Source organism: Corynebacterium sp. HMSC069E04, from assembly GCF_001813175.1.
GTDB lineage: Bacteria > Actinomycetota > Actinomycetes > Mycobacteriales > Mycobacteriaceae > Corynebacterium > Corynebacterium aurimucosum.
Window position 1 is genome coordinate 1 of record NZ_KV811642.1, and the last position, 19584, is coordinate 19584.

Annotated in this window: 19 protein-coding genes and 1 tRNA gene; 16 read left to right on the forward strand and 4 right to left on the reverse strand. The window is 60.0% G+C overall.

Annotated elements, in window-relative coordinates; all coding sequences use genetic code 11:
* Window positions 1-31: 31 nt before the first annotated feature.
* A tRNA-Leu gene (locus tag HMPREF2896_RS03395) sits at window positions 32-117 on the reverse strand.
* 219 nt (window positions 118-336) lie between these two features.
* Between HMPREF2896_RS03395 and HMPREF2896_RS03400 the strand changes: the two genes are divergently transcribed.
* Window positions 337-900 (forward strand): YbhB/YbcL family Raf kinase inhibitor-like protein, encoded by a 564-nt coding sequence (locus tag HMPREF2896_RS03400; RefSeq protein WP_070717742.1) that lies wholly within the window; start codon window positions 337-339, stop codon window positions 898-900.
* A 23-nt stretch (window positions 901-923) separates the two neighbouring features.
* A complete protein-coding gene (locus HMPREF2896_RS03405; protein WP_070446604.1) occupies window positions 924-1319 on the forward strand; it encodes a hypothetical protein in 396 nt (131 codons plus the stop codon).
* 84 nt (window positions 1320-1403) lie between these two features.
* Here the strand turns inward: HMPREF2896_RS03405 and HMPREF2896_RS03410 are convergent, their stop codons facing one another.
* Together HMPREF2896_RS03410 and HMPREF2896_RS03415 are read right to left on the reverse strand one after the other, a co-directional pair.
* The gene (locus HMPREF2896_RS03410; RefSeq protein WP_070643536.1) at window positions 1404-2516 is read right to left on the reverse strand and encodes a quinone-dependent dihydroorotate dehydrogenase; all 1113 of its coding nucleotides are present in this window, start codon (window positions 2514-2516) and stop codon (window positions 1404-1406) included.
* Window positions 2517-2563: 47 nt separating this feature from the next.
* Window positions 2564-3595 (reverse strand): NHL repeat-containing protein, encoded by a 1032-nt coding sequence (locus HMPREF2896_RS03415; protein WP_070643539.1) that lies wholly within the window; start codon window positions 3593-3595, stop codon window positions 2564-2566.
* Window positions 3596-3670: 75 nt separating this feature from the next.
* Between HMPREF2896_RS03415 and HMPREF2896_RS03420 the strand changes: the two genes are divergently transcribed.
* The 9 genes from HMPREF2896_RS03420 (at window position 3671) to HMPREF2896_RS03460 (ending at window position 13145) form a co-directional block, all read left to right on the forward strand.
* Complete coding sequence (locus HMPREF2896_RS03420; RefSeq protein ID WP_210388737.1) at window positions 3671-4522, forward strand: undecaprenyl-diphosphate phosphatase; 852 nt, start codon at window positions 3671-3673, stop codon at window positions 4520-4522.
* Window positions 4523-4572: 50 nt separating this feature from the next.
* Window positions 4573-5817, forward strand: coding sequence for a cysteine--1-D-myo-inosityl 2-amino-2-deoxy-alpha-D-glucopyranoside ligase (gene mshC / locus HMPREF2896_RS03425; RefSeq protein WP_070717748.1), 1245 nt, complete (start codon window positions 4573-4575; stop codon window positions 5815-5817).
* A 24-nt stretch (window positions 5818-5841) separates the two neighbouring features.
* Window positions 5842-6225 carry a hypothetical protein gene (locus HMPREF2896_RS03430; protein WP_070717751.1) on the forward strand — a complete coding sequence of 128 codons (384 nt, stop codon included), beginning with the start codon at window positions 5842-5844 and terminating at the stop codon, window positions 6223-6225.
* Window positions 6226-6951: an HAD family hydrolase gene (locus HMPREF2896_RS03435; protein WP_070717754.1), complete on the forward strand. Its 726-nt coding sequence runs from the start codon at window positions 6226-6228 to the stop codon at window positions 6949-6951.
* Window positions 6952-7010: 59 nt separating this feature from the next.
* The gene (locus HMPREF2896_RS03440) at window positions 7011-7274 is read left to right on the forward strand and encodes a phosphoribosyl-ATP diphosphatase (protein ID WP_010186658.1); all 264 of its coding nucleotides are present in this window, start codon (window positions 7011-7013) and stop codon (window positions 7272-7274) included.
* A gap of 64 nt (window positions 7275-7338) precedes the next feature.
* A complete protein-coding gene (gene hisG, locus HMPREF2896_RS03445; RefSeq protein WP_070446611.1) occupies window positions 7339-8184 on the forward strand; it encodes an ATP phosphoribosyltransferase in 846 nt (281 codons plus the stop codon).
* Window positions 8185-8275: 91 nt separating this feature from the next.
* A complete protein-coding gene (aspA, locus tag HMPREF2896_RS03450; RefSeq protein ID WP_070717757.1) occupies window positions 8276-9808 on the forward strand; it encodes an aspartate ammonia-lyase in 1533 nt (510 codons plus the stop codon).
* A 299-nt stretch (window positions 9809-10107) separates the two neighbouring features.
* Window positions 10108-11415, forward strand: a complete 1308-nt coding sequence (locus HMPREF2896_RS03455; protein WP_070446613.1) for an anaerobic C4-dicarboxylate transporter — start codon at window positions 10108-10110, stop codon at window positions 11413-11415.
* Window positions 11416-11477: 62 nt separating this feature from the next.
* Window positions 11478-13145 (forward strand): formate--tetrahydrofolate ligase, encoded by a 1668-nt coding sequence (locus HMPREF2896_RS03460; protein WP_070446614.1) that lies wholly within the window; start codon window positions 11478-11480, stop codon window positions 13143-13145.
* Window positions 13146-13176: 31 nt separating this feature from the next.
* Here HMPREF2896_RS03460 and HMPREF2896_RS03465 read toward each other — a convergent pair whose 3' ends face one another.
* Window positions 13177-13980: a RecB family exonuclease gene (locus HMPREF2896_RS03465; RefSeq protein WP_070717760.1), complete on the reverse strand. Its 804-nt coding sequence runs from the start codon at window positions 13978-13980 to the stop codon at window positions 13177-13179.
* Window positions 13981-14056: 76 nt separating this feature from the next.
* Here HMPREF2896_RS03465 and HMPREF2896_RS03470 point away from each other — a divergent pair, with 76 nt between their 5' ends.
* Genes HMPREF2896_RS03470 through HMPREF2896_RS03490 form a run of 5 tightly spaced genes read left to right on the forward strand, consistent with a single transcriptional unit; the run spans window position 14057 to window position 19581 of the window.
* Window positions 14057-15319 carry a M18 family aminopeptidase gene (locus HMPREF2896_RS03470; protein ID WP_070717816.1) on the forward strand — a complete coding sequence of 421 codons (1263 nt, stop codon included), beginning with the start codon at window positions 14057-14059 and terminating at the stop codon, window positions 15317-15319.
* Between the two features lie 38 nt (window positions 15320-15357).
* Entirely contained in the window at window positions 15358-16194 is an 837-nt protein-coding gene (locus tag HMPREF2896_RS03475) for a tRNA (adenine-N1)-methyltransferase (protein ID WP_010186638.1), read from the forward strand.
* Window positions 16195-16238: 44 nt separating this feature from the next.
* Window positions 16239-17813, forward strand: coding sequence for a proteasome ATPase (gene arc / locus HMPREF2896_RS03480; RefSeq protein ID WP_070717763.1), 1575 nt, complete (start codon window positions 16239-16241; stop codon window positions 17811-17813).
* Window positions 17810-19354, forward strand: coding sequence for a depupylase/deamidase Dop (gene dop, locus HMPREF2896_RS03485; protein ID WP_070717767.1), 1545 nt, complete (start codon window positions 17810-17812; stop codon window positions 19352-19354). Before arc ends, dop begins: the two co-directional genes overlap by 4 nt.
* 35 nt (window positions 19355-19389) lie before the next feature.
* Window positions 19390-19581 (forward strand): ubiquitin-like protein Pup, encoded by a 192-nt coding sequence (locus HMPREF2896_RS03490; RefSeq protein WP_070446620.1) that lies wholly within the window; start codon window positions 19390-19392, stop codon window positions 19579-19581.
* Window positions 19582-19584: the final 3 nt, after the last annotated feature.

A 19584-nucleotide genomic window follows, 5' to 3' on the forward strand; every position in this document is an offset into this window, starting at 1 on the left:
GACCGGAACGATGTCTCGAGACTTCACACTGTGCCCGAGGGGGGACTTGAACCCCCACGTCCGTTAATAGGACACTAGCACCTCAAGCTAGCGCGTCTGCCATTCCGCCACCCGGGCTAGGGTGTTTGTTCAGCCTCTCGGCTGGGCACTCGCATACTGTATCCCGAATGGGCATAACTTCACAAATCAGCACCTCACGCGATGTTTTAGGCTCGTGCAGTGTGCTGAAAACACAACGATGAAACTCGCTCGCCCCAACCGAGCGCTTACTGCCGCTGTCTAGGGCAGAAGACCATTCGTCGGCATGGGTTTTGGCTTTCCGGTACAAATGAATCTATGACTAAGAACACTTCAGATTCCGTTGAGAGCTACGCCACCGATTCCCGCTTTCCCGGCCCGGACCCTTATGCACCACTGGGGCATGTCCCCGCATTCACCGTAACGTCCGCTGATATTGAAGAGGGGGCGGAAATCGCAGAGCGCTTCCGCGCTCCTGAGAACATCTCACCGCAACTCTCGTGGTCGGACGTACCCGAGGGAACCAAGTCCTTCGCTGTCACCTGCTTTGACCCGGACGCTCCGACGGGTTCCGGTTTCTGGCACTGGGCTGCGTTCAATATTCCGGCTGACGTACGTGAGCTTCCTACGGGAGCAGGCTCCGCGGAAGACCTTGGACATGAAGGTGTCATCAGCTTGCGCGGAGACTCCGGCCAGCGCGTTTATTACGGGCCCCAGCCGCCAGCTGGTCATGCCCCGCACCGCTACCTCTTTGCGGTCCACGCCGTCGACGTTGAGCGCCTCGACATCGACCCGGAGGCAACGCCGACGGTCCTTGGGTTTAACCTTTTCTTCCACACCCTCGGCCGTGCGATTACGTGGGGCTGGTACGAGGCCCACTAATACGGCCCATTAGACTCGGCACAATGACTAGGAATTCGGATACTAACCCCACGACTGACGGAGTAGATATCCCCGCCGCCCTGCGCGTGGGCGGCGCTTTCATGTTGCTGGCCGCCGTGTTAGCACTATTTGGGCTCGTATCGATTTTCACCGACGGCTGGGGCGCCACCTTTGAATGGACATGGCGCCACCTCGCCATCGTTGGCGCGGCGCTGCTCGTCGGTGCATTCAGCACCCAACGCCGCGATCAGCGCGGCAGCCGCGAGCAAATCATTGCGCTAGTCCTAGCGCTGGTGCTCATCATCGCTAGCCGCGCACTGCCCAGTACGGTCCTCACCACGATGGGGCAGTACGTGGTTTTCCTCTACGCCGTGGCTGCAGGCCTGTGCGCGGTCATTATCCGCCGCACACTGCGTTAAGTGAAACGCATGAAGCGCGGAAGCCCCTCATCCGTGCTTCTCTTCATCGACAGGGCTAAGCCCCCTCGAAGACTCTTCGGGGGCTTAGTCGATCCATCCCAGACCGGAGCCAACTGCCTCCGAGATGTTACTGAGGCCGTGCGCGCGAATCTGCTGGGCAATGCCGCGGTGAATGTCGCGAATCCAATCCGGTCCACCATAAATCAGTCCGGTGTAGCCCTGCAGCAGCGAGGCACCGGCAGTAATACGTTCCCATGCCTGCTCCGGCGTGGAAATTCCGCCCGCCGAAACCAGCACCAGTTCATCGCCTACGCGGGCGTGAAGTCGCTTGAGCACTTCCATCGAACGCTCAGCCACCGGGGGACCCGACACGCCACCCGCGCCCATGGCAGCAACCTCGTCGGCCGGGGTATTCAACCCCTCACGGGAAATAGTGGTGTTGGTAGCCACGATCCCGGCCAAGCCAACTTCCACGGCCATATCCGCCACGGCATCAATATCTTCATCGCTGAGATCGGGAGCAATCTTGACCAAGACCGGCGAGGAAGTCGATTCCACCACGGCTTCCATGATGGGGCGGAGGGACTCCACTGCCTGCAGGTCACGCAATCCTGGGGTATTAGGGGAGGACACATTAACCACGACATAATCGGCCAGATCCCCCAGCACAGATGCGCACTGACGGTAATCATCCACAGCATGCTCGGCGTCGGTGACCTTGTTCTTGCCAATGTTGATGCCCACGACATCGTTGTAGCGGCGCTTGCGTAGATTGCGCGCGGCGGCCAGCGCACCCTCATTGTTAAAGCCCATGCGGTTTAGGATCGCCTTGTCCGCCTTGAGTCGGAACAGGCGGGGAGTAGGGTTTCCGGGCTGCGCCTTCGGGGTGATGGTGCCCAGCTCGGCATAGCCGAAGCCAACGGGGGTCCAGACATCAGCAGCCGCCGCGTTCTTGTCGAAGCCGGCCGCCAACCCTAGCGGACGTGGGAAGCGCACCCCAAAGACTTCCTGTTCCAATACCGGATCATTAACCGGTACCACCTTTCCCAGCGCGCGATTGAGCGGGCCACCGGCTTGGAAGATAGCGAGCCCGCCGTTGATGATTCCGTGGATTCGCTCTGGGTCGAGTTTAAACATTCCCTTCAATGCTGCCTGGTAGGCAGCATGGCGGGCGCGGTCAAGAGCGGAGTACTGCATGAAGTGTCCTTAGCTGAGGTTGCGAATGAGGTCTTTGAGACCGGATGCTAGCGCGGTGATGTGTCGAGTTGCGGATCGGTGATGAACTGGAGGCCTTCACCGGATGCGGAGGCGGTGACGAGGGTGCCGTCGCCCAGCACAGCAATAGTGCGTGCATCAGCCACAGTGTCCATGGTGCCAACGTTTTCTGGGACGCCCGCGGAAACGGTATAGGCGTGGAGATGGTTGTTATCGGTGGTGGTTACCCACGCCAGTGTGCGGCCGGCATCCCAAGCCACGCCCCACGGTGTGCCGTCGGTGTTGCCGTATTGGTGCAGGCGAATAACGTCGCTGGCAGTGTAGATAGCCACGCGTTTGCCTACGGTGTCCGATGCCACGACCACGGCCCCTTCGCCGCCGGAGATCTGGCCGACGCCCTGGCCTACACGCAGACGCCCGCCCGCACGGTCCTTTTCCCAATCGAGAGATTGAATCGTCGAGTCTTCCCTTAAGACGCGGACGATGCCGTCCGCACCCTCAGAAACGGGAACGGAAATGAGCTGATCCGAACCGGCCTCCACCGTGATGCCGGTGCTGCGTTCCCCGTCGCGGTACACGCCGACGGTGGTCGAGTCCTTTGAACCAACGAATACTTCACCGCTGGAAGCCTCCGCGGCTACCGTTACGGGCTGCTCCTCATCCACTGCCAATTCCTGTGGGGAATCCGGCTGAGACGGATCAACAAGCAAGACTTTTTTCCCACACGCGAGGAGGAAATGCTTGTCAGAAGCGGTCAGGTCGCCGCACTTCTGATCGACGGAAATCTGCGTGGCCTTTTCTTCCTCAAAGTCCGCAGCCGAACCTACAGCGAGGGAGTCCTCGGTGCGCACGGCGAGGGTATCACCCACCGCCGCGAGGTCAGTCACGGCAGCGTAGGGCACGACGGTGCCCACTGGCTTCGATGACTCTGGGGAAGAAGCGGGTTCGGCCTTGCCATAGACCGCCGAGTTGGGGTCCCCGCCAACCCCTTCCGTGGGATTGCAGGCGGCAAGGGCGCATGTGCTGGCAAGAAGGGCAGAAGAAAGCAGGACTCGACGCATTTTCACGATCCCTCATCCTAGCAGTCAGCGTGGTGGAAACCGGAAGCCATGGAGCGCGCTAGTAGGCTGTCGCGGGTGACTACAACAGCTACAACTGACGCCATGACATGGGTACAGGTCATCGTCTTGTCTCTTGTCCAAGGCCTCACCGAATTCCTGCCCGTGAGCTCTTCGGGGCACCTACGCATCGTCTCCACGCTCTTTTGGGGGCAGGACGCCGGCGCCTCCTTTACTGCCGTTATCCAGCTCGGCACTGAGTTAGCAGTGATTGTGTACTTCGCGGGAATGATCTGGCAGATCCTCAAAGGGTGGTTCATAGGTCTCGTGCACAAGCAGCAGCGTGGCCAGGACTACCGCATGGGGTGGATGGTCATCGTCGGCTCAATCCCGATTGGCATCCTAGGCGTCCTGGGCAAGGACCTGATCAGGGATAACTTGCGCAACCTGTGGATTACAGCATCCATGCTCGTGCTTTTCTCCGTTGTCTTCATCATCGCTGAGAGGGTGGGCAAAAAGGAGCGCAGCTTCGAGGACTTGACGATGCGCGATGCCATCGTCATGGGCCTATGCCAGTGCTTAGCTCTCATCCCAGGTGTCTCGCGCTCGGGAGGCACGATTTCGGGCGGCCTCTTTTTGGGCTTGGATCGCGAGGTGGCGACGCGCTTTAGCTTCCTCCTCGCCATTCCTGCGGTTATGGCTTCGGGCCTGTTTTCGCTTGGCGACGCCTTCGGCCCCACCGTGGGGCAATCTGCCACCGGCGCCCAACTGCTCGTCGGCACGCTCATCGCTTTCGTCGTCGGTTATGCGTCTATTGCGTGGCTGCTGAAGTTCGTGGGTAACCACTCCTTCGAGTGGTTTGCGGCCTACCGCATCCCTGTCGGGCTCCTCGTCATGCTCTTGCTGGGCCTCGGGGTGCTCGCCCCTTAATAACCGGGCATGCGCCAGTTGCGGAGTCAGTACACGTTAGGATGGTGCCCATGCACTCTTGGCCTGTCCCGCACATCGATTCCGTACCTGGCGCCCCGTCGCCGCTTCACCTCTATGATTCCGCTGATGAAGAGGTAAAAAAGCTCAACATCGAGGGGGAGACCGCCACCATGTATGTCTGTGGCATTACCCCGTATGATTCCACCCACCTGGGCCATGCGGCGACCTATCTCACCTTTGATCTGATCTACCGCCAGCTGCTGGATAACGGCTACAAGGTGAATTACGCCCAGAACATCACCGACGTGGATGATCCGCTCTTCGAACGCGCCGAGCGCGATGGCGTGGATTGGCGCGAGTTGGGTACCTCGCAGATCAATCTTTTCCGCTCCGACATGGAACTGCTCTCTGTGTTTCCTCCGCAGCACTTCGTTGGGGCGATGGAAGCCATCGATGAGATCACGGAGATGGTGCAGGCGCTTCTCGACGCAGGTGCAGCCTACGTCGTCGATGACCCCGACTATCCGGACGTCTACGCATCCATCGAGGCCACGAAGAACTTCGGCTACGAATCGAATTATTCCCGGGAGCAGATGGAGACCTTCTTTGCCGAGCGCGGCGGTGACCCGGACCGCCCCGGTAAGCGTGATCCGCTAGATGCCTTGATTTGGCGTGCCCACCGCGAGGGCGAACCCGCCTGGGAATCTCCTTTTGGTCCGGGGCGTCCGGGCTGGCACATTGAGTGTTCTGCCATCGCGACCAACCGGCTCGGCTCCAGCTTCGATATTCAGGGTGGAGGTTCGGATCTCAAGTTTCCGCACCACGAGTTTTCTGCGGCGCATGCTGAGGCCGCCCGTGGTGTCAAACGCATGGCCCAGTCCTATGTGCACACCGGCATGATTGGCTTGGAGGGCACCAAGATGTCCAAGTCTTTGGGTAACCTGGTCTTCGTCCACAAGCTAGTGGAGGCAGGCGTTGATCCCTCTGCGATTCGCCTTGGAGTATTCTCCAGCCACTACCGTGAGGACCGGGACTGGTCCGACGAGGTCCTGCACACCGCGCAGGAGCGTTTGGAGCGCTGGCGCACGGCCTCCCGAAACCCAGGAACCGTGGAAGAGATCAAGGACGTTGTCCACAACGTGCGCCAAGCGTTGGCAGACGATGTGGATACCCCACGCGCTATTGCGGTTCTTGATCAGTGGGCTGAGAATGCCCCAGGGGCAGCGGAAGCGTCCGAAGAAGCATCTAACGTTCTGCGCACTGCAGTTAATTCCTTGCTGGGCGTGCGCCTCTAGGAAACTTCAGGCATGATTTAGCTCATGACGATTCGTGCAGAATTCCAGCCCACCGTTGATGAGTTCATGTCCAACCTGCAGTCCTTCGCTACCGGGGATTACCTCAAGGAAGAGGAGAAGGAGTTCTGGGAGGCACCGTTTGATGCTTCGGTGCTCCCAGACCTCCGCTCTATCTTGGAGTCCTTCCTCGAGGACCTGGATAAACTTCCAGATGATCCAGATGGTGGTCTCCTGGGAGCTGCGGTGCGTCCTTCCGTCGAGAAGCTCGCAGCTTTCAACCGCAAGAACGCCGACGCTGTACTTGAGCCGGAGGAGAAGGAGGAGCTCACCGAGTTTATTCACTTGGCCTCCGCAGCAACAGGTGCAGATGATGAAGCCCTCGCGCAGCTACCGGAGCTGGATTTCTAATTGACTGATACCGATCAGACCGCACATACCTGTCGTCCCGCCGCGATCTTCTGGGACATGGACGGCACACTCACTAACTCTGAACCTTTATGGGAAGAGGCCACCTTTTACCTCTCCGAAACGTTGGGGCGCCGGCTGACACCTACTGAGCGTTTGGCGACGGTCGGCTCGACCTTCGAGGACACGCTCGCGATCTGCGCTGACAAAGCCGGCGTCGAGCTCCAGTCTGGTGATAGCGAACGCTACCGCATGCTCATGTTCGACTACGTAAAGTCGCTTTTTTCCGATCATCTCGAGATATTCCCGGGAATTTCGGAGCTTCTTGGTGAGCTCAAGGATGCGGGAATGCCGATGATGGTGACCACGAACACTGAGCGCTACGTGGCGGATTCCGCAATCGCGGCGTTGGGCCGAGACTATTTCGTTGACACGATCTGCGGCGACGAGGTTCCCCACGGCAAACCAGCTCCTGATATGTATGCCGAGGCTGCCCGCCGGGTAGGTGCTCGACCCCAGGATTGCCTCGTATTCGAGGATTCGGCGGCAGGTATGCGCGCGGCGGTCGCCGCTGGCTGCTCCGTCATTGGCCTGCCGGAAGGGGAGCACGTTACAGTCCCAGACGAGGTCACTGTCATCGCCGAACTGCGAGGCAGCGGGCACCGCCACCTGGAAGGTGCGACGGCGCGCGATATTTATGAGTGGTATCAGCGCTTGCGCTCACTGTAGCCGGAGAATTTCGGCCGGGGTGCAGAATTTTATGCAGCGGTGTGGAAGAATATTCCTTTGTGAAGAATTTTGAAAGCCTGTTTGAGGAACTGTCCCAGAAGATCGCCGAACGCCCCGAAGGCTCCGGCACCGTGGAAGCCTTCGATAAAGGAATCCACCACTTGGGCAAGAAAATCATCGAAGAGGCTGGCGAAGTGTGGATTGCGGCCGAGTACCAGTCCGATGAGGAACTCGCTGAGGAGATGTCGCAACTGCTGTACTGGCTCCAGGTTATGGCGCATAAGCGCGGCCTGAAGCTCGAGGATATTTATTCCTACCTTTAGTCGGCCCCTTGCCGTCCTAGTACACAGCCAACATCGCAGTCAGCGTAGAAAGTACCGCACACCAATGATCAAAATTGCCGTCCCCAACAAGGGGTCCCTGTCCGAGGCCGCCCTCGAAATCCTGAAGGAAGCTGGATACAAAGGCCGTGGACACAACAAGTCACTCAACGTCGTGGATGAGGAGAACGGAGTCGAGTTCTTCTTCCTGCGCCCAAAGGATATTGCCATCTACGTGGCGCAGGGCGTCCTGGATCTGGGCATCACCGGCCGTGATTTGGCACTGGATTCCCGCGCAAAGTTCAACGAAGTTCTAGCCCTGAATTTTGGCGGCTCCACCTTCCGCTATGCCGCACCGGCGGGGGAGGAGTGGGACGTCGCCAAGCTGCAGGGCAAGCGTATTGCCACGTCTTATCCCAACGTGGTTCGTGATAACCTCGCAGCCAATGGCATCGACGCGCAAGTCATCCGCCTTGACGGTGCGGTCGAGATTTCGATTCACCTTGGTGTCGCAGATGTCATTGCCGATGTGGTTTCCACAGGCACCACACTGCGCCAGCAGGGCCTTGAGCCCTTCGGTGAGCCCATCGTGACTTCGGAGGCTGTGGTGATTAAGCGCGAAGGCGAAGACGTCACTGCAGATGAGAACGTTGTGCTCAGCCGCATCCGCGGAATCCTCAATGCACGCCACTTCGTCATGCTCGACTACAACGTGGCAGAGGAAAAGCTGCCTGAGGTCGAAGCAGTGACTCCTGGTCTGACGGGACCGACCATCTCTCCTTTGGCCCGGGAAGGCTGGGTCGCTGTGCGCGTCATGGTTCCCCGCAAGTTGGCGAATCAAGTTATGGACAGCCTCGAAGGGCTCGGAGCAGAAGCGATTCTCGCTTCAGATCTGCGCATTGCCCGCTTTTAGGGGGATATTCCAAACATTTTATTCGCGCACCTAGCTACTATGGTGGCTGACCATCATCGTTCTTCGATTTTTATGCAAGGAGTCAGCCCCGATGGCAAAGACAACAAAGAAGGATGCTCAGCCAGAGGCCAAGGAGACCAAGGACGTGAAGTCTCAGGTCGAGGAAAAGGCCACTAACAAGTCTTCGAAGGCCCCGTCTAGCAAGAAGACGCGTACTGAGACTGATCTTCTCGGCTCCGTGGAGGTTCCGAGTGATGCGTACTACGGCGTTCACACGCTGCGCGCTATCGAGAACTTCCAGATTTCCTACGTGACCATCAACACCATCCCGGATTTCATCCGCGGTATGGTGCAGGTCAAGAAGGCCACCGCGATGGCTAACCGCCGTCTGCACGTCCTTCCTAAGAAGAAAGCAGAGGCAATCATCTGGGCTTGTGACCAGATCCTGGAAGAAGGCCGCTGCATGGACCAGTTCCCGCTGGATGTCTTCCAGGGCGGTGCTGGTACCTCCCTCAACATGAACACCAACGAGGTTGTAGCCAACCTGGCGCTCGAGTACCTCGGTGAGGAAAAGGGTTCCTACGACGTCATCAACCCAAACGATGATGTCAACATGTCCCAGTCCACCAATGACGCGTACCCAACCGGCTTCCGCTTGGGCATCTACTACGCCATGGAGGACCTCATCGAGCGCATCGATGCCCTGCAGGCAGCATTCCACGCCAAGGGCAATGAGTTCGTTGACATCCTGAAGATGGGCCGCACCCAGTTGCAGGATGCCGTTCCGATGACCCTTGGTGATGAATTCAAGGCCTTTGCGCACAACCTTGCGGAAGAGCAGGCCATCCTGCGCGACGCCCAGAAGCGTCTGCTGGAGATCAACCTCGGCGCAACCGCTATCGGCACTGGCGTGAACACCCCGGCCGGCTACCGCCACCAGGTCACCGCCGCACTGTCCGAGGTCACTGGTCTGGAGATTAAGACCGCCCGCGATCTCATTGAAGCAACCTCTGACTGTGGTGCTTATGTACTGCTGCACTCCACCATCAAGCGTGCGGCAATGAAGCTGGCCAAGATTTCTAACGACTTGCGCCTGCTGTCTTCTGGTCCGCGCGCGGGCCTGGCAGAGATCAACCTGCCGCCGCGTCAGGCTGGTTCCTCCATCATGCCGGGTAAGGTCAACCCGGTTATCCCGGAGGTTGTTAACCAGGTCTGCTTCAAGATCTTCGGTAATGACCACGTGGTCACCATGGCGGCTGAGGCTGGCCAGCTGCAGCTCAACGTCATGGAGCCGGTCATCGGTGAGGCACTGTTCCAGTCCATCCGCATTATGGGCAACGCCGTCGATACCCTGCGCGAGAAGTGCGTCACGGGCATCACCGCAAACGCTGATGTGTGCCGCGCTTACGTGGAGAACTCCATTGGTATCGTCACTTACCTGAACCCGTTCATCGGCCACCACAACGGTGACATGATTGCTAAGGAGTCCCTCAAGACCGGCAAGGGAGTCAAGGACCTAGTTCTGGAGAAGGGCCTGCTCGACGAAGAGACTCTCAACAAGGTTCTGTCTGTAGAGAACCTCATGCACCCAGAATTCCGCGGTCAGCTCTACATCGACGAATAAAGCTGTGCCACAGCACTAGCGTATAGAAACGCTGATGCTGCACGCCACGCGCCCGCGCTACCTTCAACGAGGCAGCGCGGGCGCGTCGTTTTCTTTCAGTGGCTGTCCATCTCTCAAGCCCCTCGGCCCTCCTTCGAGCGAAGGGGGTGTGTAAACGGACACAATCGGGCCTGGAATCTCGCTAATGCCACATAAGTAGGGCAGAATAGAGACTGTCAGTTCTCGCGCCCAGGTCGTGTGCGGACCGTCGCGCGATTCACCCCATACTGCAGATCACCTGCACATATTGGAGTTACATAATGGTTGTTGTGCACATCATTATCGTCCTCGCGGCGATTTATCTCGGTGCCCGAATTGGTTCGATCGGCATTGGCATGGCCGGCGGCTTGGGTGTCCTGCTTCTCGGCCTGAGCGGCGTTCCCGTTACACGCGAAGACATTCCTTTCGATGTCATCGGCATCATCATGACTGTTATCGCGGCCATTGCTGCTATGCAACGCGCCGGCGGCATGGACTATCTGGTCTACCTCGCCGAGAAATTCCTTCGCAAGAATCCTAAGAAGATCACGTTCTATGCCCCTGTCGTGACCTGGCTTATGACCGTTCTGGCGGGTACCGGCCACACGGCATTTTCTACGCTTCCCGTCATCGTTGAGGTGGCCAAGGAAGGCAAGGTTCGCCCATCCCGTCCGCTGTCCATCTCTGTGGTGGCCTCACAAATGGCCATCTGTGCCTCGCCCATTTCCGCCGCCGTGGTGTTGCTAGCCTCCCTCTTGGAGCCGATGAACGTGGGCTACTTGCAGATCCTCGCTGTGCTCATTCCGGCGACATTTCTTTCCATTTTCCCTGCCGCGTGGATTGCCAACCGTTCCGGGGCGGAGCTAGAAGATGATCCCGTATACCAGGAACGCAAGACCCAAGGCCTGGTAAAGATGCCGCAGGGCTCCCACAATTACAGCCCGGTACAGGGCGCTAAGACCTCCGTCATCATCTTCCTCGTTGCCATCGTCATCGTTATGCTGTGGGCCACCCTGACATCTTCTCAGGTGGGACTCATCGAAGAGCCGACTCTGCCCCGCAATGAGGCCATCATGACGGTGATGCTCACTGCCGCAACCCTTATCGTGATGATCACCAAGATCTCCGCTGGCGACGTACTTAATACGCCAGTGTTCAAGTCGGGCATGTCCGCCTGTATCTGTGTGCTTGGTGTGGCCTGGTTGGGCACCACGCTCATTAACCACTACATGGAGGACATTCAGGCCATCTCCGGCTCCGTCATCGAATCCGCCCCTTGGCTGCTGGCCGTCGTGCTCTTCTTTGCTGCGGCGCTGCTGTACTCGCAAGCCGCGACCACCAAGGCTCTCATGCCGGCTGCTCTGGCCCTCGGCGTCAACCCACTGACCGCTGTGGCTGCCTTCCCTGCGGTATCCGCTCTGTTCATCCTGCCGACCTACCCGACCCTGTTGGCAGCCGTTGAGATGGATGACACCGGCTCGACGCGCATCGGCAAAGCTGTCTTCAATCACCCGTTCATCATCCCCGGCACCGTCAGCATCGCCTTGTCTGTCCTCCTGTGCTACGCCTTCGGTGCGGTCCTGCTTTAGCATCATCGAGAAATTATCTAATGTTGCTCAAGAGGCTTCTTTAGAGCGCTAAGCTGGTGGGCATGACTACGCAACCTTCTGATGTTGACATTGCCCAAGCCCACCAGCTCGAACCCATCACAGATATTGCCGCCCGCGCTGGAATCCCAGCGCCCGCCCTCATCCCTTATGGGCAGAACAAAGCCAAGGTGGATATCACCCAGGTTGGGGATGCCCCCGCCGATGGCAAGCTGGTACTCGTCACTGGCGTCTCTCCGACACCAGCCGGCGAGGGAAAGTCCACCGTACTTATCGGTTTGACCGATGCCCTCACACAGCTTGGTAAGAAGGCAATCGTCGCGCTTCGCGAACCTTCTCAAGGCCCCGTCATGGGTATCAAGGGCGGCGCTGCGGGCGGCGGCTACTCGCAGGTTGTGCCGATGGAGGATATCAACCTTCATTTCACCGGTGACTTCCACGCTATCGCCGCGGCCACCAACACCTTGGCCGCCATCATCGATAACCACATCCACCAAGGCAACGCCCTCAACATCGATCCGCGCCGCATCACCTGGCAGCGCTGCGTTGACGTCAATGACCGCGCTCTGCGCAACGTCGTCACCGGTCTTGGCGGCCCAGCGCACGGAGTGCCGGGGGAGACCGGATTCACCATTACTGCGGCGTCGGAAATCATGGCCATCCTCGGTCTCGCTACCGATTTGGCAGACCTGAAGAAACGCCTCGGTGATATCACTGTGGGCTACACCTATGACCAGCAACCGGTAACCGCCCGCGACTTGGGCGCAGAGGGCGCACTCACCGCCCTGATGCGCGATGCGCTGAACCCCAACTTAGTCCAGACCCTGGGCGGTACGCCGGCTTTCGTCCACGGCGGTCCTTTCGCCAACATCGCTCATGGCTGCAACACACTGTTGGCCACCCAAACTGCTATGCGCTTCGGCGATATCGTCCTCACGGAAGCAGGTTTCGGGGCGGACCTCGGTGGCGAGAAATTCATGGACATCAAGTCCCGCTTTGGTGAGCTTGATGTCGCTGGCGCGGTCGTCGTGGCAACGATCCGCTCCCAGAAGTACAACGGCGGGCAGCCGCGCGAGGAGCTCACCACGGAGAACCTGGAAGCCCTGAAGAAGGGCGTGGTCAACCTCGAGCGCCACGTGGAGAACCTGCGAAAGTTCGGGCTTCAGCCAGTGGTCGCTCTCAACCTCTTTGGGAGCGATACCGAGGCCGAGCGCGAGTTCATGCGTCAGTGGGCGGCCGACTTCGACGTGGCTCTTGAAGAAGCAGAGGTGTGGGCGAAGGGTGGTGCAGGGGCGACTGCGCTGGCTGAGCGCCTTCTGGACAACCTCTCCCAAGGCTCCTCCCGCCAGCTCTACGACCCCGCTGAAGGAATTGAGAGCTCCATCGACACTATCGCCAAGGAAATCTACCGCGCCGAGCGGGTGGAGTATTCTTCCAAGGCTCTCAAGGACTTGAAGTACATCAAGGACAATGGTTGGGAGCAGTTCCCAGTCGTCATTTCCAAGACCCAGTACTCCTTCTCGGATGATCCGAGCCAGCTCGGCGCTCCGGAAGGCCACGTCCTCCACGTCCGCGAACTGCAGCCGCGCACCGGCGCTGGTTTCATCGTTGCCCTAACCGGTGACGTCATGACCATGCCGGGCCTGCCAAAGAAGCCCGCAGCGAACAACATCGACGTTGCCGCTGACGGTTCGATCTCCGGCTTGTTCTAAGCCGCGGCACGGTCTTACGCAGCGCGACGGTCTACGAGGCCTGGTCGGGCCACCCGGGATACTCGGGTGGCGTAGCGCCAAAAGCCGGGCAGAGGTCTTGGAACGAGCACCAACCACACAGCTTTGACGTCTTCGGCCTGAAATCTCCGGCCTTGCCATCGCCTTCGATTTTGGCCCAGAGCTCGCCTAGGTCACGCTCGAAGTACTCGAGCTCTTCTGGCCCAGGCGTGAGGAACATTGAATCCAAGACCTTGAGGTACATCAGCCGCAGCTGCGTGGGGATGGTGCCGAGAAGCCGCCAGTACACCAGCGCGTAGAAATTCATTTGGAATTGCGCGTCCTGGGAATACCGGGGAAGCGGCTTCTTTCCCGTCTTATAGTCCACCACGCGCACCTCGCCAGTGGGGGCAACGTCTACGCGGTCGATGAACCCACGGACAGGCACACCGTTTGGCAAGACGGTATCGACGTACATCTCGCACTCGTGGGCGTCGAAACCTTGGGGGTTTTCCATCTGGAAATAGCCCTTGATGAGCTGGCGTGCTTCGACGAAGAAATCCAGCTCCTCGGGCTCGGGTACCAATTCACGCAGCTCCGGATCGGAGTCGAGCATCACCGCCCATTCCGGCTTGATCATCTTCACCGCGGCCGGGTACTCACGTTGCTCACGGGGTAGCTGGTGCATCTTCTCCAGCACAGCGTGGACCAGCGTTCCCTTGACCTGGGCTTGTGTCTTAGGTTCAGGCAGCTTGTCAATGGCCCGGAAGCGATAGAGCAGAGGGCATTGCTTGTAATCGGAGGCACGGGAAGGGGAGAGGGCTAGTCTTTTCGGCATAGTGTTTCTCAGCCTAGCGCATAGCCCACCGCAAACCTTCCCGCATCTCCCGACCGTCCGTGGCAAGCTAGATGGCATGAGCACTACGCACGATTTTCTTGATTTCATCGCAGCCAGCCCCTCGTCCTATCACGCAGCTGAAGAGGTGGCGCGCACGCTCGTCGCCGCCGGTTTTAGCCGCCAAGATGAGTCTGCCGAATGGTCAGCTGCACCAGGTGGTCACGTCATGGTCCGGGGTGGTGCGGTCATGGCATGGTATGTCCCCGAAGGCGCCGGCCCGGATTCCGGCTTCCGCATTATCGGCTCCCACACCGATTCACCTGGCCTGGCTCTCAAGCCCACCCCGGACTTCGATTCCGCAGGGTGGCAGCAGGTAGCCGTCGAGGTCTATGGCGGGGTGCTTCTCCACAGCTGGTTCGACCGCGAGCTCACCGTCGGCGGCCAGGTCATCACGAAGGATGGCAGCCGCCACTTGGTCAATACCGGCCCCTTGCTGCGCTTGCCTTCCTTGGCGATCCACCTCTACCGCAAAGATGAGTTCAAGCCGGATCGCCAGCGCCACATGCAGCCGGTGCTCTCCGTGGGTACCCCGGAGACGTCGGTGATGGGGGTCGTCGGCAAGCAGCTTGGCGTAGACCCAGAGGATATCGCTTCCTTCAACCTGATTACCGCGGATGCCCAGCGCGGTGAGGTCTTTGGCGCCGGCGAAAAGCTCATCGCTGCCGGGCGCATGGACAACCTTTCTTCCGTTCATGCTTCGCTGCGTGCCCTGCTCGCTGCTGCAAAGTACGCCGACTCCATCGAGCACAAGGACGTCCTCGTCATGGCGGCCTTTGATCACGAAGAGGTGGGCTCCTCTTCGCGCTACGGCGCAGGCGGCCCGATCCTGGGGGATATCCTGACCCGCACCGCCCGTGCCCTCGGCGCGAACGAGGAGCAGCGTTTCCAGATGTTTGCGCGCTCCAGCTGTGTCTCGGCCGACGCCGCGCACTCCGTGCACCCCAACTACGCCGAAAAGCACGATCCCACGCATCACCCAATCATCGGCCACGGCCCGGTGACCAAGATCAACGGCAACCAGCGCTATGCTTCCGACGCTAATACCGTGGCCCTGTGGGAATCCGCCTGCCGCCGTGCGGACGTTCCGGTCCAGCGATTCGTGGGAAATAACGACGTGCCCTGTGGCTCCACCATCGGACCGATTTCCGCCACCCGTTTGGGCATCCCCACCGTCGACGTGGGAGTCCCAATGCTGTCCATGCACTCGGCCCGCGAGCTGGTGGGCGAGCGCGACCAACTATGGCTTGGTAACGCCCTTGAGGCATACTTGGTGGGTTAATCCTTGCCACCTTCAACTATGTGAAAGGTTCCCACGCCATGGCTTATTCCGGCCCCTTCCGCTACGGCGACCGCGTGCAGCTCACCGATGCCAAGCGGCGTCACTACACCATCGTCCTCGAGGAGGGAGGCCAGTTCCATTCGCACAAGGGCATCATCAACCACGATGATGTCGTCGGCATGGATGAAGGCTCCGTCATCGATTCGACTCTGGGTAGCTCCTTCCTCCTGTTCCGCCATCTCATGGTGGACCATGTCCTGTCGATGCCACGGGGTGCCGCGGTGATCTATCCCAAAGACTCCGCGCAGATTCTGGTCGAAGGCGATATCTTCATGGGCGCGCGCGTGCTCGAGGCCGGCGCCGGTTCCGGCGCGCTCTCGATGACGCTGTTGCGCGCCGTGGGGCCGGAAGGCCACGTTTTCTCCTATGAGGTGCGCGATGACCACTTGGAATACGCCGTGGATAACGTCACCGAATACTTCGGTAAACAGCCCGAATGGTGGAGCCCGCGTCTGGGAGACCTGGCCGATGTCACCGTCGAGGAGCTGGGCGGCCCCGTGGACCGCGTCATCCTAGACATGCTCGAGCCCTGGGAGCACCTTGAGAAGGTACGCGACATCCTCATCCCGGGCGGCGTTTTCATGACCTATGTGGCCACCGTGCCGCAGCTGATGAAGGTCATGGAGGGCATCCGCGAGCTCAAGTGCTTTACGGAGCCGCGGGCCTGGGAGTCCCTCGTGCGTGAATGGAAGGTGGAAGGTTTGGCCACCCGCCCGGAGCATCGCATGAACGCGCACACCGCGTTTCTGATCTGGACGCGCCGGCTTGCCGACGGCGTCACTCCACCCCGCCCGCAGCGCCGCGCGCGAAAATAAGCCCCGAGGTTAAACGTGGCGCACTGCGCGCTAGGGTGGACTCTATGAACGATGCCACTCATTCCCAGGAACTTGGCCAGCAGCGTCGCCAGATAGAGCAGCTCGCTGAACGCAATGCCAAGCTTGCTGCCCTGTTGAAAGATGCGCGCACGAAGCTTCAGCAGATGCTCGCGGAGGTTGACGCCCTTGCGGAGCCTGCCTCCACATACGGTGTCTTTCTGGGCTATTCCGGGCGCGCGCATGATTCACGCCGTGACGCCGAAGTTTATACCAATGGCCGAGCCATGCGGGTCAAGATTTCGCCGAACCTGGAGCCCGGCTCCCTGAAAGTAGGGCAGCAGGTGCGCTTGGGCGAGGGCTTCGTCGTCGTGGAGGCCTGCGCCCCGGTAAATACGGGCGCGCTGGCGACGATCCAAGAACGTCTCGGCACCGACCGCGCCGTGGTCATCAATTCCTCTGGTGAAGAGCAGGTTGTTCTCCTCGCTGCAGCGTTGCGGGATACCGTGCGCGCCGGCGATACCCTCTTGGTTGAGCCCAAATCTGGTGTAGCCACCGAACGCGTGCACAAGACTGAGGTAGCACAGCTCACGCTGGAGGAAGTTCCTGACGTCTCCTACGAGGACATCGGCGGTTTGGATGAGCAGATCTCCCTCATCCGTGACTCCGTCGAGCTGCCTTTCCTGCACCCGGAGCTCTACCGCCAGTACGATCTCCAGCCGCCCAAGGGCGTACTGCTCTACGGCCCGCCGGGCTGCGGAAAGACGCTTATCGCCAAGGCGGTGGCGCATTCGCTGTCCGCGTCGCTGGGAGCTAGTGCCCCCAGCTACTTCCTCAATGTGAAGGGCCCAGAACTGCTCAACAAGTTCGTGGGCGAGACTGAGCGCCGCATCCGCCTCATCTTCGAGCGCGCCCGCGAGCTAGCCTCCGAGCCCACCGAGGATGGCAGCCAGCGCCCGGTCATCATCTTCTTCGATGAGATGGAGTCCATCTTCCGCACCCGTGGTTCCGGCGTGTCCTCCGATATGGAAACCACCGTCGTCCCGCAGCTGTTGACGGAGCTGGACGGTGTGGAAAAGCTCAGCAACGTCATCGTCATCGGTGCCACCAACCGTGAGGAACTCATCGACCCCGCCATCATGCGCCCGGGGCGCCTCGACATCAAGATCCGCATCAACCGCCCGACCAAACAGGGCGCACGCGAAATTTTCGCCCGTCACTTCCCGGAATCCGTCCCCCACGAGGGTGATCTTTCACAGCTCATCGATACCGCGGTGGACGCTCTCTACGCCGAGCGGCCCTTTCTCACTCTGCACTTCGCTAACGCGGATCCGCGCGTGCTGCACTACCGGGACTTCGTGTCTGGCGCCATGATTGCCAACATCGTCTCCCGTGCCAAGAAGCTAGCGATTAAGGAAGCGTTGGACGCAACAAACTCTGCTGGGGGAGCGCAGCCCGCAGGTATCACCGCCGCGCACCTGCACCAGGCCATCGCGGCCGAGCAGGCAGAATCTGAATACGTACCGACTTCTGCCAACCCGGAGGAGTGGGCGAAGATCGTCGCCGGTACCTCCGCTGGCGCGCATGTCACCGGGGTCGAATTGATGGGAGTACAACCGTGAGCCGTGTTCTAGGAACCGAAACTGAATATGGAATCTCCACGCCGTCCAACCCGGCGTTATCACCGATTGTGACCTCCACCCATGCTGTTGTGGCTTATGCCGCCCTGCATACCGGTGCGCGCTCCCGCTGGGATTTTCGGGAGGAGCACCCACTGCGCGATAGCCGCGGCTTCGATCTCAAGCGCTACCACACGGTGCCCGTGGTGGACCCGAATGCCTTGGGTGTGGCCAACGTGGTGAGCGCTAATGGCGCGCGTTTCTACGTCGATCACGCCCATCCGGAGTACTCCTCGCCGGAGTGCACGAATGCCTGGGATGCCATGCTTTACGACGCCTCCGGCGACCTGATCCTTCGTCGCGCAGGGGAGGCCGTAGCATCGCTGACCGCTCAGGGCACGTCCGTGTTGGCCACGCATGATCCCTGCCCACCGCTGAAGTTCTACAAGAACAACGTGGACGGTAAGGGGGCTTCCTATGGCAGCCACGAAAACTACCAGTACTCCAGGGATACTGACTTCGATGACATTGCCCAGGGATTGATTCCTTTCTTCGTCGCTCGCCAGGTGGTCACCGGTGCCGGACGCGTGGGATTGGGTGCTGATGGTGAAGAACCTGGTTTCCAGATCTCACAACGCGCGGACTATATCGAGCAGGAGATCTCCCTGGAAACCACCCTCAACCGCGGCATCATCAACACCCGTGATGAACCACATGCGGTCGCCGAGGACTTCGGTCGCCTGCACGTCATCATCGGTGATGCCACGATGTCCCATACCTCGACGCTGCTCAAGCTGGGCATGACCTCGCTGGTACTCGATGCCATCGAGAGCGGCGTGGACTTTAGTGACCTGCGCCTAGCAGAGCCGGTGGAGGAGGTGCAGCGGGTGAGCCGCGACCTCACTGTGACTCATAAGCTGGCGCTTCGCGACGGCCGCCACCTCACCGCCCTCGACATCCTCGCCGTCTACCGGGAGAGGGTCACCGCCACCACTGAGGCGGATGAAAAGGTGCTCGCCGCCTGGGATGAGGTTGTCGCGCTTTTGGCTGATAATCCGCTCAAGGCCGCCCACCTGCTGGATTGGGTGGCCAAGTATCGCTTGATTAAAGGCTACCTTGACCGCGGCGTCGCGGCCGATGATCCGAAGCTGGCTCTGATCGATTTGCAGTACACAGACATCGACCCCGCAAAATCCCTTTACCATGCGCTCGTGCGCAAGGGACAGATGCGCACCCTGGTCAGTGAGGAAGAGATCGCAGCGGCAGCAGAGACGCCGCCCAGCGACACCCGCGCCTACCTGCGCGGCCACGCTACCCGAAAGTTCGGGGAGGATGTCCTGGCTGCGTCCTGGCAGTCACTGACCTTCCGCATCGGTGAGGCCGAGGGAGCCAATTCTGGAACCGCCTGCGTGGCGCTCGACGACACCACAAGACTCGGGCAAGACGAGGTGGGCGCTCTACTGGAATCTGCGGGCAGTGCCGCCGACTTCGTTGATAGTTTGCGCCAGCTCGGGGTGCGAATCGAGTACCCTACACTGTATTAGCGCAGCATTCTCCACTCGCGAAAGGAGCTCTCACCATGAGCGGACAGCAGTCCCAGATTAATGCCGGTGGCGGTAACGGGCAGGGAGGTGATTCCTCGGAATTCGATGCCGGACAAGTCAGCATCAACAGCGCGGGTACCGATGATCTTCTCGATGAGATTGACGGCCTCCTGGAATCCAACGCCGAGGAGTTTGTGCGCTCCTACGTCCAAAAGGGCGGCGAATAAAGG

Coding starts and splice junctions, on each gene's coding strand:
- HMPREF2896_RS03400 (WP_070717742.1), top strand. CDS start 337: ATGACTAAGAACACTTCAGATTCCGTTGAGAGCTACGCCACCGATTCC.
- HMPREF2896_RS03405 (WP_070446604.1), top strand. CDS start 924: ATGACTAGGAATTCGGATACTAACCCCACGACTGACGGAGTAGATATC.
- HMPREF2896_RS03410 (WP_070643536.1), bottom strand. CDS start 2,516: ATGCAGTACTCCGCTCTTGACCGCGCCCGCCATGCTGCCTACCAGGCA.
- HMPREF2896_RS03415 (WP_070643539.1), bottom strand. CDS start 3,595: ATGCGTCGAGTCCTGCTTTCTTCTGCCCTTCTTGCCAGCACATGCGCC.
- mshC (WP_070717748.1), top strand. CDS start 4,573: ATGCACTCTTGGCCTGTCCCGCACATCGATTCCGTACCTGGCGCCCCG.
- HMPREF2896_RS03430 (WP_070717751.1), top strand. CDS start 5,842: ATGACGATTCGTGCAGAATTCCAGCCCACCGTTGATGAGTTCATGTCC.
- hisG (WP_070446611.1), top strand. CDS start 7,339: ATGATCAAAATTGCCGTCCCCAACAAGGGGTCCCTGTCCGAGGCCGCC.
- aspA (WP_070717757.1), top strand. CDS start 8,276: ATGGCAAAGACAACAAAGAAGGATGCTCAGCCAGAGGCCAAGGAGACC.
- HMPREF2896_RS03455 (WP_070446613.1), top strand. CDS start 10,108: ATGGTTGTTGTGCACATCATTATCGTCCTCGCGGCGATTTATCTCGGT.
- HMPREF2896_RS03460 (WP_070446614.1), top strand. CDS start 11,478: ATGACTACGCAACCTTCTGATGTTGACATTGCCCAAGCCCACCAGCTC.
- HMPREF2896_RS03465 (WP_070717760.1), bottom strand. CDS start 13,980: ATGCCGAAAAGACTAGCCCTCTCCCCTTCCCGTGCCTCCGATTACAAG.
- HMPREF2896_RS03470 (WP_070717816.1), top strand. CDS start 14,057: ATGAGCACTACGCACGATTTTCTTGATTTCATCGCAGCCAGCCCCTCG.
- HMPREF2896_RS03475 (WP_010186638.1), top strand. CDS start 15,358: ATGGCTTATTCCGGCCCCTTCCGCTACGGCGACCGCGTGCAGCTCACC.
- arc (WP_070717763.1), top strand. CDS start 16,239: ATGAACGATGCCACTCATTCCCAGGAACTTGGCCAGCAGCGTCGCCAG.
- HMPREF2896_RS03490 (WP_070446620.1), top strand. CDS start 19,390: ATGAGCGGACAGCAGTCCCAGATTAATGCCGGTGGCGGTAACGGGCAG.